Below are 15893 nucleotides of genomic sequence, written 5' to 3' on the forward strand. Positions count from 1 at the left end.
ACGATGAGAAAACATCCGTTAGGTTTAAAAAAACAACAAGGTGTATCGCTGTTGGAAGTGCTCGTTTCAGTGTTAGTGCTGGGCATTGGCCTGTTAGGGGTTGCAGCGCTACAAACATCCAGCATGCGCAATACCAACAGCTCACTGGAGCGCACTATGGCCGTCATTTTAACCGATACGCTTGCTGAATTGCTAAGAGCCAATCCCGAGCAGGCCCGGCTGGGTAATTATGCTTTTAGTGACTGTGTCGGCAGCACAGATCTTGGCACCGCGGGTTGGGTACTGGACGTAAAAGCCGCCACCCGGCAGGATGCCTGTCCGGTAGTAAGCTGGGATGAAGATCGCTATACCGTGACGATCAGCTGGGGTGACGAACGGTTAGATGCTGAGAATGAAATAGTAACGCAGGTAATGCCATGAAAATTAAGCAGCAGGGTTTTTCACTGGTTGAATTAATGATCGCCATGGTGCTGGGTTTACTGGTGCTGGGTGGGGTAATTGGGGTTTTTATTGCCAATCAGGCGACTAGTCGGGCCAATATGGCGTTAAGTGAACTGCAAAATACCGCCAGACTGAGTTTTCAGTTAATGTCGCAGGATATTCGCAATGCGGGTTTCTCTGGTTGCAATAACTCCCCCTGGGCGGCCAATATTATCGCAATCGATGGGGTGCGGCCGGCCTGGGCAGACTGGCGTAATGGTTCAGGTATTTTTGGCATGGCAGCGCCAGCACCGGCTATTAACGGTCTGGCACCCAAAAATGATACTCAGGCATTACGGGTTATGTTCGCCGCTGGCAACAGTAACTCAATCAGTAATTATGATGGCTCCACCTTTATACTAAATGCTAACTCGGTGGTTGATGCCGGTGAGATAGCCATCGCCTGTGATGAAAATGCCGCCAGTATTTTTCAGGTAACGACTGCAGTCGGAGATACGATAACCCATGCTTTAGGCGGCTTAAATGCAGATACTAATCTGGGTTTCATTTCCCCTTGGGTTCCCGGGACTGCTCCAACCCGGGGCTTTACTAACAACGCTATGCTTATGCGCTTTGAATCAATAGCCTGGTTTGTTGCGCCGAGCCAGGATGACGGTGCTGTCCATTCGTTATACCGGGCATCGTTAATAGGTGATACTCAGGTGAGTGAAGAAGTGCTGTTTGGGGTAGATGATATGCAAATGGCTTTTTTAAACGGGGTTACCATGAATTTTGAAACCGCGGCAGAGGTTACTGCTGGTAATAACTGGGGCCGGATTATCGCGGTAAATGTCACTGTGCAACTTGATGATGCTGTAATGCGCGGGCTTGAAGTGCCCGACAATGTCCGAAATATCAGTTTTCTGGTGTCGCTCCGCAACAGGTTAGGGGGTAATGGTGCACAAGTTATATTCTAAACAACAAGGCGTCGCCTTAGTCGTCAGTTTACTGTTGCTGCTGGCGATAACATTGCTAGCTGTCAGTAATATGAAACGCACCACAGTGCAGGAACAAATGACCGGTAATTTGCATGACCGTCAGCTTGCCTTGCAGCAGGCGGAAGCTGCGTTATTGGTGGCAGAGCGCATATTAGAAAATGCGCCGCTGCCCGGTGGCCCGGTGGCGCTGATTAATAACGCCGGGTTTTATGATATTCCTGATCCGGCTCAGGCTGATCGTTGGGCGCCGGGTGTACCGGTAACCTGGTTAGGTGCACCACCAATGAATACCGGGTTGGCTAATCCGGCTAATTATATTGTTGAATATATGGGTGACTGGGCATTCCCACCCAACTGCGATAGGGCTACCACGCCACCGGTAGGGTGCTTACAACCGACTTTCCGGATTACCGCCCGGGTTCCGGCAACACCGGGCCGGGCTGAAGTAACCTTACAAACTATCTGGCGTCGCTGAGGAAGTAACTATGAAATCATTAAGCTCAAAAATGCTGCCAGTTAAGTTTACATTTGTGGCCAGTATGTTATTTGGCTCTGCAGTAGCCCATGCGGCAATTGAAATTGCCCAAACGCCACTGCAAACAGGCAGCTCAGTGCCGCCGAATATTATGTTTATTATTGATGATTCAGGTTCAATGCATTTTGAGCTATTACCTGATGAAGCAATTTTAGCTAGTGCCCGCTATATATTCCCCAGGACAGATGACGTTTACGGTTCTAGTGATTATGACAACAGAGTCCCTACTGTGCAGGATGGCCAGCCTTATAACGCTTTTGCCCGCTCGGCCCAGATGAATAAAAGTTATTACGACCCAAGTGTTACCTATAAACCCTGGGTCAAAGCAGACGGCACCACCATGCCGAATGCCACACCAACTTGTGCCTGGCATAATCCTATGCAGACAGGTAGCTGCCCGTCTGGCGATGTTAATTCTAATGCCCGTAATCTGACTGTCACTAATAACAATTACAACGGAAGTCGCTGGGTGCGTTGTACCAGCAGTACCGGCGGATGTACTGTAGAGAGTTCTGAAACAAATAGAAACTTCTGGCCGGCAACTTATTTTTATCATAATGGCGGCGGGGACTGGGTTTGGGATAACTACACTAAGGTTGAAATTAAGCCTGCAATTGCCAGCTATAGTGGTCATGGCCGGGCCAGCAGGACCGATTGTACTGCTGGCTCATGTACCTACAGCCAGGAAATTCAGAACTTTGCCAACTGGTATACCTATCATCGTTCACGGATTTTAACCAGCCGGGCGGGCATAGGCCGGGCTTTTGTTGGCCAGTCAGAAAAAATGCGGGTAGGTTTTGGCGCGTTGAATAAAGGTAATTCCACCATAGACGGCGCCGCTGACACCAAGGTGATAGTGCGTGGTGTGCGGGAATTTAAAGATAGTGCTAAGTCAAATTTTTATACTGATTTATATAATCGAGACATCCCGGCTGCCGGCACGCCATTAGTTACGGCATTAGATGCTGCTGGGAAATATTATTCGAGAACCGATAGTCAAGGCCCCTGGGGAGTTAATCCGGGTTCAGGCAGTGAAGCACCAGTTGATCATATTTCCTGTCGGCAAAGCTTTACTATCCTTATGACCGATGGCTACTGGTCGGATGGTGATACAGTGTCAGGGGTTGGTAATCAGGACGGCAATGCTGGAAGTACCATCCTCCGGCCGGAAGGGGATACCGGTGCTGACTACACTTACGCTCCGGTAGCGCCATTTAGCGATGGCTATAGCACAACGCTGGCTGACGTTGCTATGAAATACTGGAAAAAAGATTTACGTACTGATTTAGATAACCGGGTACCGTCCAGCACAATTAACCCGGCATTCTGGCAGCATATGGTAACCTTTGGTGTAGGTTTAGGTGTTATTGGTAATGAAGAACCGGATGATGCCTTTGCTGCAATTAATAGTGGTGCCACTATAAGTTGGTCTAGTCCATTTTCAGGCACAACAGCCGAAAAGAATCGAGCCAAAATTGACGACCTGCTACATGCTTCTGTTAATGGTCGTGGCGGTTTTTTTACTGCCGACAAACCGGATGATTTTGCCTTGAAACTTGAGCGAACGCTTACTGCGATCATTGACCGCGTTGCATCAGCCTCGAACCTCGCTGGCACCACCACCTCGATGCAAGCCGATAATTTTGTTTATCAGGGTAGCTTTAATTCTGGTGAATGGAGTGGCTCACTTAAATCATTTAATATTGATGATGTAAATACCCCGGTATGGCAGTCGAACTTTCCTGTCTGGAATAGTCGTAAAATCCTGTTTGGCAAGACCAGCGGACTGGCCGCCGAGTTTACGCCAACAAATGTTAATGCTGATGGTAGTGCCAATGCCTTACGTGGCAAAGATGACCTGATTGATTATCTGCGTGGTGATCAAGAGCTGGAAGCAGGAGACAGCGCCCAGTTTCGCCGGCGGGTAAGTTTACTGGGCGATATTGCGAATTCGTCGCCGCTATATGTTGAGGCGCCGGTAAATCGCAATTATCAACGCTATAACTGGGATGGTGCCAGCAGTTACCGGACATTTTTAACCAGCAATGCTGAGCGGGAACCAGTAGTATATGTGGGTGCAAATGACGGTATGTTGCATGCGTTTAACGGCACTAACGGCACTGAGATTATGGCGTATATTCCACGCCAGATTCTGACTGAAGAGGCTGATCTGGAATCTTATGCGGATCCTGAATATCAGCACAAATATTACGTTGATGGCTCATCAGTGGTATTTGATGCCTATATAGATAGCGCCTGGCGTTCCATATTAGTGGGTTCATTAGGCCGGGGTGGCGACAGTTTATTTGCCATTGATGTTACTGACCCTGGTGCATTAGCATCTACAACTGCGGTTGATAAAGTGCGCTGGGATAAACGTTTTCCTGAGCTTGGAATCACCACTAATAAACCGGTTGTGGCCCGGCTGAACAACGGTAAATGGGTCATAGTGGCAGGCTATGGTTACAACAACAGCACTAATAAAGCCGGTTTGTTGGTCATTGATCTTGCCAATGGCGAAGTGTTGAAAAGGCTGGAAACAACCAGTGACTCTCCGAACGGCTTAGGTCAGGTAGAAGGCTGGGATGCCACCGGCGATGGTAATACCGACTGGTTCTTTGCTGGCGATATTATGGGTAATATCTGGAAATTTGATTTATCTTCGACAAATACTTCAGACTGGGGCGTAGCCTACAGTGGCGAGCCGTTATTTACGGCGACTGATGCGGCAGGGGATGCTCAGGCAATAACCGGCGGTATCTCGTTGTCTGCGCAACCGGAAACCGGCCATTTATGGATATTCTTTGGCACCGGCAAAATGTTATCCAGTGAAGACCCATTGCTAAGTGATCCTAACAGCTGGTATGGCATACGTGATGGCGTGGTAATTAATGGTAGAGCAGATTTAAAGCCACGCGATATTATTGCGCAGGAAGATAATGCCCGGGTGATTGAACCTGGTGCACCCTATGATATGTTAGGCCTGCGCGGCTGGTATATCGATTTAGGTGATGCCAGGGAGCGGATAGTTAACCGGCCACAGCTGGTGGGCAATAGCTTAGTGATAAATACTATTACTCCGGGTGACAACGATTGTAACCCGCAAGGCAGTGGCTGGGTTATGTCAGTCAGCCCCTATACCGGCAGTCGCCTAAGTTATTTATTCTTCGACCGCAATAATGATGGTGTTGTCGATAGCGAAGACGGGTTAACGGTAGATGATGAAGTGGTTCCGGTAACCGCAGTCCGCTTCGATGGTATGCCCAGTGAACCAGTCTTTTTTGAAGACAAAATGGTTGTTGGTTTAGCCGATACCCGGATTGCTGATGTAACGGTAGCACCAGAAGTACTGCGGGGCCGGGTATCCTGGCGCGAACTAACTAATCAATGAGTCGTATTATGAAAAAACAACAACAAGGTATTACCCTGATAGAATTAATGGTGGTGGTGGCGATAGTGGGTATTCTCGCTGCTATAGCCTATCCGTCTTATCAGGCCTATGTGCAGCGCACTAATCGCGCTGCGGCAGCTGCCTGCCTGATGGAACAAGCGCAGTTTATGGAGCGTGGTTATACCGCGGCCTTTTCTTATGACGGTATCGTGATGCCCGCAATGCAATGTATGGATGATGTAGACAATCGTTATACGTTTAGCCTGACAGGCGTTGCTGATCGTACTTTTATCCTTAGCGCTGTTCCTACTGGCGCTCAGGCAGACGATGGTTGCGGTACCCTAACCCTTAACCAGGCAGGGCGCCGGGGGGCCAATGGCGGTTTCGCAGTGGCTGATGTCCAGCGTTGTTGGTAAATAAACTGATTAAAATTTGATCTTTTGAAATATTGTTGTAACTTTATAGTTAAGTAAATTAGCTATGGCATACGGATATGCAGTTACAACGCGGCTTGAGTCTGCTGGAAGTTTTAATCACCCTACTGATTTTAAAACTGGGTTTGCTTGGCGTATTGGCCGGGCAAACGCTTGCTTTACAATATGTTATTGACGCCACTCAACGAACCACCGCTGTCGCGCTCAGTGCGACATTAGTGCAGGAGCTTGCGGCCACGCTTAATAACCACCCCCCTTTTACGCTGGAACTTAACTCTGACAGCCTGGCTGAGCTACCTGATTGCTCCGCTGACGTCTTATGCTCAGCTACCGAACTTCGCGATTATCAGCTGGGGCGCTGGCAGCAACTGTGGCAGAACAGCCTGGCATCCGGGGCCGCGGCGCCTTTATTTGCGCCGCAATTTTGTCTGCAGTTTGCTGATGATAACCTGCAGTTACAGGCCGGCTGGCAACAACGGGCCAATGCAGATAGTGCGGCGAGCATTGGTTGTGAACCCGGGGCGGGACGCTCTGGCCTGGCGCTAACAGCACGGGTTCCCTGAAGATGGCTAGTCGCGGCTTTTCTCTGGTAGAACTGTTAATTGCCATGGTGCTGGGGTTGTTACTGCTGGGTTTTACGGTCCAGATTTTTGCCAGCCTGACAGCATCGTCGCGGCAAAGTCAGCAGTTGGCACAATTACAACAGAATGGTCAGCTGGCGCTTAACCTGTTACATAACGAATTACAGAATACCGGGTTTTGGGGTGGGGTTAGCCTGAGTGATGTTAGCGGTGCAGCGGTTGATATTGCACCACCAGCACCTGACTGCGTTGAGGACGGTATCGACAGTGGCAGTTTTCCGGCTGCAGGTGCAGTGTTTGCCAGCTTGTATGCCAAAGTTGCAGCCCCCGGTCGTCAGCTGAATTGTCTGACAGCACTGGCCCCTGACAGCGAAATACTGCAGTTGAAACGGGCAATGGGTCTGGCGGTTAGCCGGGATGAACTGCGACCCAATCGGTTTTACCTGGCGCCCGACTGGCAGCAGAGCCGTTTTATCAATCAGGACAGCGCAGGTCTTGCTGCTGACAGCGTATTTTATCCTTATCAGCATTTAGTATTTTATATTAAGAATCAGCGTGTTGATGACCAGATGGTACCGGTATTAATGCGTAAGAGACTGGTGCGTTCGGCCAGTGGTGCCGCCAGGATAGCGACAGACTCGGTGATTGATGGTGTTGAGCGGCTGCATTTTGAATTTGGCATCGATACCAATCTTGATGGCCGACTGAACTATATGTTGCCTACCGCGCAAATGAGCGACGAGCACTGGCAACAACAACGTGGTCATATTGTCAGTATCCGGTTTTATATTTTGTTGCGCAGTACCGTGCCCGATCCGCAATATATTAACCAGCTGACGTATCAGATGGGGGCCAGCCGCTTTGAGGCTCCTGATGATCACTACCGGCGTTTGATGCTGGCCGGCAGTGTCTACTTTAATAATGCCACCTTTTAGCGACAACAAAGTGGGGCAGGCCATTCTTTAACAAACGAAGCGCAGTTACTTCAATTACATAAATACTACCTGAAACAGGGAGGTTGTATGCGACAGAGCGGTATGGCGCTGATAAGCGCTTTAATATTTCTGCTGGTCATGTTGTTAATTGTCAGTGCAAATTTATTTATCAGCCAAATGAGTATGAAATCGGCGCAGGCTGCGCAGCGACAACTGCTGTTTGAGCAACGGGCGTTAGCGTTGCACCTGAACTCGGTGAGTGACGCTACCAGTACCAGCAGTGAGGCTGATTTTACTATTATAAGCCGCTGCCCGGCCAGTTATGCCGTCTGGTCTGACTCACTGATAAAATGTGACCTGCTAACGCTGGCGACCAGCCTGCTGTCTGATGACAGCCGTTTTGCTGCCAGCTACAGCAGTATGTTAGTGCGTCAGCAACTTATCGATGGCGAGGTGCTGGATGCGGAGTAAAAGATTAAAAAGTGAGGTGGAGTCAAAACCCAATACAGCTAATCCGCCGGGTCCGCTGGTAAAGTTTGGACCTTTAATCGCTTCATTGCTGCTGAGCATGCTGGCCGCTGCGGTGTTTTGTTTTAGTGTACTGGCAGCCACGCCTGAGTGCTGGCGTCAGCCGGCAGAGCCACGCGAATTGCAATTAAAAGCAAGCACGAGCTCCGGGCCGCTACAGCGGTTTTTGCATCATAACGACCGTGACGACGCTGGCCAGCTGGCTTTGTATCCACCTGACAGTTCGGTCGCGCTGGACGCATTGCACACCTGGCCCCTACCGGACAGTTCAGGTGTGGCCGCTCCATTTTATGCCAGTCCTGAGCCGTTGGACAGTGACTATGACGGTATTGTTGACCAACTTATCAGTACTGACTTCAAAGGCCGGGTTTGGTTAACTCCTATTGCAGCCACCGGTTTTGGTGGATCGTGGCTATTGGCAGACTTAACGCACAGCGACTGGCGATTTATCGCAAGCGCCGGCGTTATCGACGTCAGGTTGCCGTTACCGCTTCGTCCGGATGGGGTGCCAAGCCGGCATAAAATCGTGCTGCTGATTGCCCGCAGTATCAGCAGCGGCGAAGATGCCCTGGTTGCAATGAAGATCCCCAACGTTTTTGCTGAGACCGCGCCAATAGACTTTGCTACGCTAGTTGACCGCACGCTGTTAACTGAAGACGAGCGGGAGACTGGTTTAAGTAACGCACAGTGGTTGGCGATAGTTGACAGTGCCGGTTGGTGGGTTCGGTTATCCGGCCAGCTTACTCAGCCTCCTAAAGTGGTTGGCGGGGTTATTTATAGCGCAGTGGCTACCAGCGACTTTAGCGCAGTTGCCTGCGCCGACCAAGCTGCTGAACACAGTTTGGTGGCAATGCAGTTGCACAGCGCCGGCCTGGTTTATACCCAGCGTCGTTTTCGGCTGCTAAATGGTGAAGGGCAGTTAAAACTGCAACAACAAGCTGATGGCTCTGCTGCCCTGGTGTTAGATAATATTGAGGAACAACAGCTGGTTCTGGCTGACTTACGGATGATTTCGCCGGCCTGTCCGGATTGTACTGAACAGTTGCAGCTTGATCAGTTTCCGCGCTGGCTGAACCTGGCAACCTATCGCCAGGAAACAGGAGCTCACTGATGACCTTTGTGACAATTCGGCATAAGGTAATGACCCGGCGCGGGCTGCCAATTAGCCGGCAAGGTTTTACGTTAATTGAGCTGATGGTTGCAGTCGCAATTGTGGGCATACTCAGCGCTATTGCCTATCCCGCCTATCAGCAATATGTACTAAAAACACATCGCGCCGAGGCCAGCCGGATACTGTTGAGTGCTGCGAATATTCAGGAGCAACAACTGGCAGATTATGGGCGCTACACCGATAACCTGACGCTGCTGGGGACGCAAGCAGATGGCACTACTGCCAGTGGTCGCTACAAATTGCAGGTTATTCTGACTGATGCTAACAGCTTTGAGCTGACAGCGTTGGCACAAGGGCCCCAAACTGCTGACCGGGACTGTCTGGTCTTTACGCTTGATCACACCGGCCGGCGCAATTACAGCCTGCCATCGTCGTTATTTTGCTGGGATTAATCCGGACAGGGTGCATGATGAAAGGTCAGGCGATTGCGACCGGCCTGGTTTAGCACTAGTTTGTAATGCCAGGTAAAGGAGGGTTGTGGGCAGTAATAAAAGGTGCCATTTTCCAGTGCATTTAAACTGCCATCACGCCGAAACTGTAGCTGGCTGCGGTTATATTTTAACTGGTGTTGGCTGAATACCGGTGGTATCTGCCGCAATATAAATTCAGTATCATTATGTGGATTTAGTAAACTTAGTACCAATGGATACGTGCGCCAGTCACTCTGGCATTCGGTGCCTGACAGCGGACACAGTCTTACCGGCTGCTGACTGTTTGCTGCCTGGATCCTGGCATAACCGAGGTGGCGGCTAAACTGCTGCATATAACTTTCGGCCCGCTGCTTATTAATCAGCTCTGCCATCGCCGGTAAGGCAATTTGCAGCAGAATAGCCATAATGGCCAGCCCTAATATTAATTCGAGTAAGGTAAGTCCTGACTGGGTCTGATGCCGCTTCATAACTGCACTCCTTGCAACTTTTAAAAAGTAACTAAAGTGTAGTAAATATATTTAAAAAGTGTATTTAAAAGTGCGTTTTGAGTTGGCGCCAGCGTAGGCTGGCGTCACTGTATAGGGTAAATCGCAGGCTGGCGGGTAAAACCCTGGTTAGTCGTAGATTGTTGGAATAGGCTCACGTTTGTGCTGGGTCTTCAGGTAGATATTAATTAAGCGCTCTGTCACGTCAGCGGCTACCGCTTTTCCTTCCAGAAAATCATCAATTTGCTCATAGGTTAAACCCAGTGCCGCTTCATCTGCCTTTTGCGGGCTCAGGCATTCCAAATCGGCCGTTGGGGTTTTAGCCACTAACAGCTGTGGGGCGCCAAGGCTGGCGGCAATTGCCCGAACCTGCCGTTTACTTAGACCAAATAATGGCGCTAAATCACAGGCACCATCACCCCATTTAGTATAAAAACCGGTGATATTTTCTGCCGAATGATCAGTGCCCAGCACCAGGGCATTGTTAAGCGCGGCAATATGGTATTGCACCATCATCCGACAGCGGGCTTTAACATTCCCTTTGGCAAAATCGGCTTTGGCGTCACTGATAGCGCTGTCGCTGGCAAGTGCCGCCAGCGTGCCCTGATGTAAGGCATCAGCAGCCGACTTTATATTAACACTGACGGCTTTACTCGGTTTGATAAAACTTATGGCAAGTTGCGCTTCATCTTCATCCCGCTGGTTACCGTAAGGCAGTCGCACCGCGATAAACTGATAGCCGCCGCCATGTTCGTGGTTTAATTCATCAATGGCAAGCTGGGCCAGACGGCCACAAGTGGTGGAGTCGACGCCACCGCTTATTCCTAACACCAGACCGGTCATGCCAGCAGCGCGTAATTGTTGTTTAATAAAATTTACCCGGCGGCTGATCTCAAAGGCGGGATCAATTTCTGGTAACACCCGCATTTGGGCAATAATCTGTTCTGGCTGCATGTTGTCTGGCCCTCCTGTTTATGTCGACAATATCTTAACGTATCTGGCTGAAATAGGATCAACTAATTAGCGCTAAAAAGCTGATGCTGGCAGGCGCATGTATTATACTGGCGCTATCTTCTGGTCCTGAGCTTGGGAAATAGTAATGAAAAAAATTGAAGCCATTATTAAGCCTTTTAAACTGGATGATGTGCGCGAGGCACTGGCCGATATCAATATAACGGGTATGACAGTGACTGAGGTAAAAGGCTTTGGCCGGCAAAAGGGCCATACTGAACTCTACCGTGGCGCCGAATACATGGTCGATTTTCTACCCAAGGTTAAGCTGGAAATTGTAGTTGGGGACGAGTTGGTCGAGCGCTGCGTTGAAGCGATCATGAAAACCGCCCAGACTGGCCGGATTGGGGATGGTAAAATTTTTGTGTTTGAAGTCGAGCGGGTTATCAGAATCCGGACTGGCGAAGAAGATGAAGAAGCCATTTAGTCCTGTGGAAAAACCAGCCTACCAATCAAAGCTGAGCTGATCTCTGCTTTTAGCTGCTTTGCGCGTTGCTGGCCGCTTGCGGCTGGCATGGCGTGCTATTACCGCCTTTTTCTGCTGTTGCCAGCGGGTTGCAGGTTGACTGTGTAACCAGTCGCTTAGTTTCGCTCTGGCCTGTTGCAGGGAGTGGTGCAAATCGACAATGGGTGCCGGGTAATCCCGACCTATAACACAGCCATATTGCTGCTGCAGTGCCATTGGCATCAGCCAGGGGCTGTGCAGCCAGCTGTTTGGCAGCAGGCGCAGTTCCGGCAGCCATTGGCGGATAAACTGGCCGTCTGGATCTTTTAGCTGACTTTGCTTCAACGGGTTGTACATCCGGTTAGGGTTAATGCCGGTAGTGCCGGCCTGCATTTGAATTTGCGGGTAATGAATGCCCGGCTCGTAGTCAACAAAGCATTGGGCCAAATGCAGCGCGACCGGCCGCCAGTGCAGCCATAAATGATAAGTCGCAAATGCCACCAGCATTGCCCTGCCACGAAAATGCAGCCAGCCGGTGGCCAGTAAACATCTCATGGCGGCATCGATCAGTGGATAGCCCGTCTGGCCATGTTGCCAGGCACTAAACAGCGTTGGCTTAAAGTCCGCTTCGCGCATGCCATCAAAGCCGCGGTGCATATTAAAAAATTCAATGGCCGGCTCATCTTCCAGTTTCTGAATAAAGTGACAATGCCAGCGCAAACGGCTAAAGAATGCCTGTAACCCTTGTTTATGCCGAAGATTGGCTTGCTGTTTTAATGCCAGCAAACTTTGCTGCTGTAGCTGGCGCAAACTTAGCTGACCGTAGCTGATGCAAGGGCTTAGCCTGGAGCAGCTACTACTGGCTTTCGCCGGTAGCGATATATGTTGCCGGTAATTCCGGCTGCGTTCGTCAATAAAATGGTTGAAGATAGCCGCCGGTTGTGCTGGCTGTTGCAGCTTAGTTATTGGCGGCAGGTCATGACCACGCCGGGGCGTCAGACTAGCCAAATTGTCGGGCGTTGCGGTCAGCCAGGGCAATGAGTCCGGGGTAGGGCACAGTGGTGATTTAAGCCAGCTATTTGCCAGTTCAAACCAGTTTTCCCGGTTAGCCAGTTTACGAAATACTGCAAATTGCCGGTATTGCTGCCAGGGTATGTGCAGGTTTTGCAGCAAACGGCCCACGGCAAGGTCTCGCTGATAGGTCCACAGGTTACCGGTTTCTTCATGGCTGAATACGCCGGTAACTGCATATTGCTGGCAAAGTTGCCGCAGTACTGTGGTCGCTGCTCCTTTTACCACCAGCAATGGCTGCCCCAAAGCGCTTAGCTGTTGGTTGAGCTGACGCAGTGCGGGGCTCAGATATTGCCAGTGACGCAGCGATACATCAGGTTGTTGCCAGTAATCGGGCTCAATAATATACACCGGTAACACTGCACCTTGCCGGGCAGCATGCCATAAAGGCTGGTGGTCCTGCAGCCGCAAGTCACGTTTAAACCATACCAGGCTGGTCATCTGAGGTTACGGCTTTTTATCAGTGAGTTTAGCCAGCCAGCTTTGCCAGTGTGCTGGTACCTTAACCTCAGCCGCAGGCTGGTGAATTGACCGGTCATGCGCCGTCAGTTCTGGCAGCATGGCACGGACAAAGTCACCGTCCGGGTCATAACTCAGTGCTTGCTTAATGACGTTAAACTGACGCTCACCACTGTTGCCGCTGCCGGCAATGTACGCCCAGTTACCCCAATTGCTGGCAACGTCGTAATCCAGCAAGCGCTGCTCAAAATAGGCGGCACCGAGGCGCCAGTCGACACCTAAATCATGAATAAGAAAGCTGGCAACATTCTGGCGGCCCCGATTGCTCATTAAGCCGGTCGTGTTAAGCAGGCGCATATTGGCGTCAATAAAAGGAACCCCGGTTGCACCGGCACACCAGTTTTTAAAGTGGAGTTGCTTTGCAACTGTCAGCGCAGGCGGACTAAAATCCAATGGTCCTTTAATGGCATTCCGGCTAAACCAGGCTTTGCTATATTTGCGGAATTGCCAGCGGAAGAACTCCCGCCACAGTAGTTCAAACTTCAGCCAGTAGGTAGATTCATTTGCTGCTATCTGCTGCTCGTAATCCAGGATCTGCTGCCAGCAATAGCGGACCGACAGGCAACCGGTTGCCAGTGGCGCCGAGAACTTGCTGGCATAATAATCGCCAAACAGGCTATTACGGCTTTGCTTGTAATAACTAATGGCTTGCTGCTGCCAGATGTAATCATCCAACCGCTGTAATGCGTGGTGCTCACTGCTACCGGGTTGTAGCGTTGGTTGGCTAAAGGGCGCTAACTGACGAAAGTTTTCAGAAAACACCCTGGTTTCTGCAGGCGTCAGCCAGTGTTGACTGGGTTGTGGTTGATACTGGGCCAGGGCTGGGGCTACCTGCAACATGGGTTCGCGCTGTTTTCGAAACGCACTGAAACTGTCTGGCAGATTGTCGAGCTCAGGCATTAACGGTGCAATGCCTAATAAGCTATTCACATCAACGCTGGTAACAGGAAAGCGCCGGCCAAGTTTTTCGAGGGTTTGCTGCTCACGATAACCGGTTGGGGTAGCTGCAATAATCTGGCTGGCTTGCAAAAGCCCTGCTAAATGGCTTATTTCCGCTTCCGGTTCACCAAATAAGGTAACCAGACCAATATTGAAACGACCGAGCGCCTGCTCAGTGTCGGCAATAAGTTGCAGTTGCTGTTGCAGCCTGAGTAAACTGGCACGGGCCATACCATACTGCTGATCAAAAAAAGCCGACTTATCCAGGCAAACCACCGCCACCAATGGTTGGCTATCTGCTGAGTTGTCAGCTGCAGCACCGTACCAAAGTAAGGGGTTATCATGCAGGCGTAACGCCTGATCTAGCAGCACCAGACAGGTCATAATTGCTCCAGCTTTATCAGGTAGTCCGCTGCTTGTTCGCGTAACGCCTGTTGTTGCTCCGGTGCTTTGTTATGCCAGTTTTTATAAGCCAGTTGCATTCTGGCATTGCTACCCAGCTTCTGCTCATTACGTGCTAAAAAATCCCAGTACAATACGTTAAACGGGCAGGCGTCGTCGCCTAAGCTGTCCTTAACTTTATAATGACAATGCTGGCAGTAATTGCTCATCCGGTTAATATAAGCGCCGCTGGCAGCATAGGGTTTAGAGGCAAGTACCCCGTCATCGGCAAACAGCGCCATCCCCAGAGTATTGGGCAATTCTACCCATTCATACGCATCAGCATAGACGGCCAGATACCAGTCGGTGACTTCAGTGACATCAAGGCCGGCTAATAATGCGAAATTGCCGGTTATCATCAGCCGCTGTATATGGTGAGAATAGGCATGGGTCATGGTATGGCTGATGGCTTGTTGCATACAGCGCATTTTGGTGTCGCCATGCCAGTAGTACTCTGGCAGCGGGCGCTTCGCATTCAGAAAGTTGCGGGATTTATAGTCTGGCATCAATAACCAGTACAAGCCCCTGACGTACTCGCGCCAGCCGATAAGTTGACGAATAAAGCCCTCAGCAGCATTGATCGCAACCTTGTCCTGTTTGTGGGCGGCTTCTACTTTCTGACACATCCAGCGCACGTCCAATAAACCGCAATTGAGGTAAATGGAACAAATGCTGTGAAACAAGAAAGGTTGGTCGAGTACCATCGCATCCTGATAATCGCCGAACCTGGCCAGTTGTTCGCTAACAAAGTGATTAAATGCCTGGCGTGCTTGCTTACCCGTTACCGCATAACAAAAATTGTCAGCTGAACCCGGGTTACCGGCAAAATGCTCAGCAACCAGTTTTATGACTTCAAGCGTAATGTCATCGGGTTTAAACTGCAGTGGTGCTATGGCCTTCAAGTCTGCCGGCGGGCTTTTACGGTTGGCCTTGTCAAAGTTCCACTGGCCGCCAAGTGGTTGCTTTTTGCTGTCAAGCAGTAGCCCGGTGTAGCGGCGCATCTCGCGATAAAAGTATTCCATCCGTAATTGTTTGCGGCCATCAGCCCACTGCGCAAACATTGCTGCGTTACACAAGAAACGGTCGTCTTCCAGTATCTCAACCGGTAACTTGAATGTTTGCTGCCAGCTGTTTATTTCCTGCTGTAAGCGATACTCACCACACTCCGTCAACATAATGCCGTCTAACTGGGGATGTTGTTGCAGGCTGTGTTCAACCGCTGAGGTAACAGACGTAAAACCGTGTTGATATTGCAGGTAGATAACCTGATAGTGTTGCTGGCGCAACACCTCTGCAAAATGGCGCATTGCGCTGAACAGCAGAATAATTTTATGCTTGTGGTGCTTAACGTAACTGGCTTCCTGCTGCACTTCGGCCAGTAATATAATGTCACCGCTTTTGGCTTCACGTAGCGCGGGTAGCGCCGGGCTAAGCTGGTCTCCTAAAATAACGATAAGCTTGGCCATAAATCCTGACTCATAGTAACAATAGTCAGTGGTACGCTGTGCTGTAGCGCGCAGATCAACGATTTAACCGGTTGTAGCTGCAGATATTGCAC

16 protein-coding genes are annotated in these 15893 nt (G+C 50.2%); 11 read left to right on the plus strand and 5 right to left on the minus strand.

From position 1 onward, the window contains the following. Positions 1–3: 3 nt before the first annotated feature. The 10 genes from pilV (KG631_RS06170) (at position 4) to KG631_RS06215 (ending at position 9385) form a co-directional block, all read left to right on the plus strand. Positions 4–420: a type IV pilus modification protein PilV gene (gene pilV, locus KG631_RS06170; protein ID WP_213996731.1), complete on the plus strand. Its 417-nt coding sequence runs from the start codon at positions 4–6 to the stop codon at positions 418–420. Further along, positions 417–1397 (plus strand): prepilin-type N-terminal cleavage/methylation domain-containing protein, encoded by a 981-nt coding sequence (locus KG631_RS06175; RefSeq protein WP_213996733.1) that lies wholly within the window; start codon positions 417–419, stop codon positions 1395–1397. The genes pilV (KG631_RS06170) and KG631_RS06175 overlap by 4 nt, the downstream gene beginning before the upstream one ends. After that, positions 1375–1893 (plus strand): PilX N-terminal domain-containing pilus assembly protein, encoded by a 519-nt coding sequence (locus KG631_RS06180; protein WP_213996735.1) that lies wholly within the window; start codon positions 1375–1377, stop codon positions 1891–1893. The genes KG631_RS06175 and KG631_RS06180 overlap by 23 nt, the downstream gene beginning before the upstream one ends. A 10-nt stretch (positions 1894–1903) precedes the next feature. Then, entirely contained in the window at positions 1904–5344 is a 3441-nt protein-coding gene (locus tag KG631_RS06185) for a PilC/PilY family type IV pilus protein (RefSeq protein ID WP_213996738.1), read from the plus strand. Positions 5345–5352: 8 nt separating this feature from the next. After that, the gene (locus tag KG631_RS06190; protein WP_213996740.1) at positions 5353–5760 is read left to right on the plus strand and encodes a type IV pilin protein; all 408 of its coding nucleotides are present in this window, start codon (positions 5353–5355) and stop codon (positions 5758–5760) included. A 77-nt stretch (positions 5761–5837) separates the two neighbouring features. Next, complete coding sequence (gene pilV, locus KG631_RS06195) at positions 5838–6341, plus strand: type IV pilus modification protein PilV (protein ID WP_213996742.1); 504 nt, start codon at positions 5838–5840, stop codon at positions 6339–6341. 2 nt (positions 6342–6343) lie between these two features. After that, positions 6344–7294 carry a PilW family protein gene (locus tag KG631_RS06200; protein WP_213996747.1) on the plus strand — a complete coding sequence of 317 codons (951 nt, stop codon included), beginning with the start codon at positions 6344–6346 and terminating at the stop codon, positions 7292–7294. 87 nt (positions 7295–7381) lie between these two features. After that, on the plus strand, positions 7382–7765 hold the full coding sequence (locus KG631_RS06205; protein ID WP_213996749.1) for a hypothetical protein: 384 nt from the start codon (positions 7382–7384) through the stop codon (positions 7763–7765). After that, complete coding sequence (locus tag KG631_RS06210; protein ID WP_213996752.1) at positions 7755–8933, plus strand: hypothetical protein; 1179 nt, start codon at positions 7755–7757, stop codon at positions 8931–8933. Before KG631_RS06205 ends, KG631_RS06210 begins: the two co-directional genes overlap by 11 nt. Next, the gene (locus KG631_RS06215; protein ID WP_301003635.1) at positions 8933–9385 is read left to right on the plus strand and encodes a type IV pilin protein; all 453 of its coding nucleotides are present in this window, start codon (positions 8933–8935) and stop codon (positions 9383–9385) included. Before KG631_RS06210 ends, KG631_RS06215 begins: the two co-directional genes overlap by 1 nt. On the opposite strand, the gene KG631_RS06220 is transcribed toward KG631_RS06215, so the two are convergent. Further along, complete coding sequence (locus KG631_RS06220) at positions 9382–9891, minus strand: GspH/FimT family pseudopilin (RefSeq protein WP_213996758.1); 510 nt, start codon at positions 9889–9891, stop codon at positions 9382–9384. The genes KG631_RS06215 and KG631_RS06220 overlap by 4 nt on opposite strands. Before the next feature lie 147 nt (positions 9892–10038). Continuing rightward, positions 10039–10863 carry an ammonia-dependent NAD(+) synthetase gene (gene nadE, locus KG631_RS06225; protein ID WP_213996763.1) on the minus strand — a complete coding sequence of 275 codons (825 nt, stop codon included), beginning with the start codon at positions 10861–10863 and terminating at the stop codon, positions 10039–10041. A 145-nt stretch (positions 10864–11008) separates the two neighbouring features. On the opposite strand from nadE, the gene glnB reads away from it, so the two are divergent. After that, the gene (gene glnB / locus KG631_RS06230; protein WP_213996766.1) at positions 11009–11347 is read left to right on the plus strand and encodes a nitrogen regulatory protein P-II; all 339 of its coding nucleotides are present in this window, start codon (positions 11009–11011) and stop codon (positions 11345–11347) included. Positions 11348–11365: 18 nt separating this feature from the next. Here the strand turns inward: glnB and KG631_RS06235 are convergent, their stop codons facing one another. From KG631_RS06235 to KG631_RS06245, 3 genes are read right to left on the minus strand one after another with little or no spacing between them, the layout of a single operon-like run. Beyond that, positions 11366–12877: a deoxyribodipyrimidine photo-lyase gene (locus tag KG631_RS06235; protein ID WP_213996768.1), complete on the minus strand. Its 1512-nt coding sequence runs from the start codon at positions 12875–12877 to the stop codon at positions 11366–11368. Between the two features lie 6 nt (positions 12878–12883). Continuing rightward, complete coding sequence (locus tag KG631_RS06240; protein ID WP_213996772.1) at positions 12884–14278, minus strand: DASH family cryptochrome; 1395 nt, start codon at positions 14276–14278, stop codon at positions 12884–12886. Next, positions 14275–15801 (minus strand): cryptochrome/photolyase family protein, encoded by a 1527-nt coding sequence (locus KG631_RS06245; RefSeq protein WP_213996778.1) that lies wholly within the window; start codon positions 15799–15801, stop codon positions 14275–14277. Before KG631_RS06245 ends, KG631_RS06240 begins: the two co-directional genes overlap by 4 nt. Positions 15802–15893: the final 92 nt, after the last annotated feature.

It is taken from the genome of Arsukibacterium sp. (assembly GCF_018402695.1).
Lineage (GTDB): Bacteria > Pseudomonadota > Gammaproteobacteria > Enterobacterales > Alteromonadaceae > Alishewanella.

Coding starts and splice junctions, on each gene's coding strand:
- pilV (WP_213996731.1), top strand. CDS start 4: ATGAGAAAACATCCGTTAGGTTTAAAAAAACAACAAGGTGTATCGCTG.
- KG631_RS06175 (WP_213996733.1), top strand. CDS start 417: ATGAAAATTAAGCAGCAGGGTTTTTCACTGGTTGAATTAATGATCGCC.
- KG631_RS06180 (WP_213996735.1), top strand. CDS start 1,375: ATGGTGCACAAGTTATATTCTAAACAACAAGGCGTCGCCTTAGTCGTC.
- KG631_RS06185 (WP_213996738.1), top strand. CDS start 1,904: ATGAAATCATTAAGCTCAAAAATGCTGCCAGTTAAGTTTACATTTGTG.
- KG631_RS06190 (WP_213996740.1), top strand. CDS start 5,353: ATGAAAAAACAACAACAAGGTATTACCCTGATAGAATTAATGGTGGTG.
- pilV (WP_213996742.1), top strand. CDS start 5,838: ATGCAGTTACAACGCGGCTTGAGTCTGCTGGAAGTTTTAATCACCCTA.
- KG631_RS06200 (WP_213996747.1), top strand. CDS start 6,344: ATGGCTAGTCGCGGCTTTTCTCTGGTAGAACTGTTAATTGCCATGGTG.
- KG631_RS06205 (WP_213996749.1), top strand. CDS start 7,382: ATGCGACAGAGCGGTATGGCGCTGATAAGCGCTTTAATATTTCTGCTG.
- KG631_RS06210 (WP_213996752.1), top strand. CDS start 7,755: ATGCGGAGTAAAAGATTAAAAAGTGAGGTGGAGTCAAAACCCAATACA.
- KG631_RS06215 (WP_301003635.1), top strand. CDS start 8,933: ATGACCTTTGTGACAATTCGGCATAAGGTAATGACCCGGCGCGGGCTG.
- KG631_RS06220 (WP_213996758.1), bottom strand. CDS start 9,891: ATGAAGCGGCATCAGACCCAGTCAGGACTTACCTTACTCGAATTAATA.
- nadE (WP_213996763.1), bottom strand. CDS start 10,863: ATGCAGCCAGAACAGATTATTGCCCAAATGCGGGTGTTACCAGAAATT.
- glnB (WP_213996766.1), top strand. CDS start 11,009: ATGAAAAAAATTGAAGCCATTATTAAGCCTTTTAAACTGGATGATGTG.
- KG631_RS06235 (WP_213996768.1), bottom strand. CDS start 12,877: ATGACCAGCCTGGTATGGTTTAAACGTGACTTGCGGCTGCAGGACCAC.
- KG631_RS06240 (WP_213996772.1), bottom strand. CDS start 14,278: ATGACCTGTCTGGTGCTGCTAGATCAGGCGTTACGCCTGCATGATAAC.
- KG631_RS06245 (WP_213996778.1), bottom strand. CDS start 15,801: ATGGCCAAGCTTATCGTTATTTTAGGAGACCAGCTTAGCCCGGCGCTA.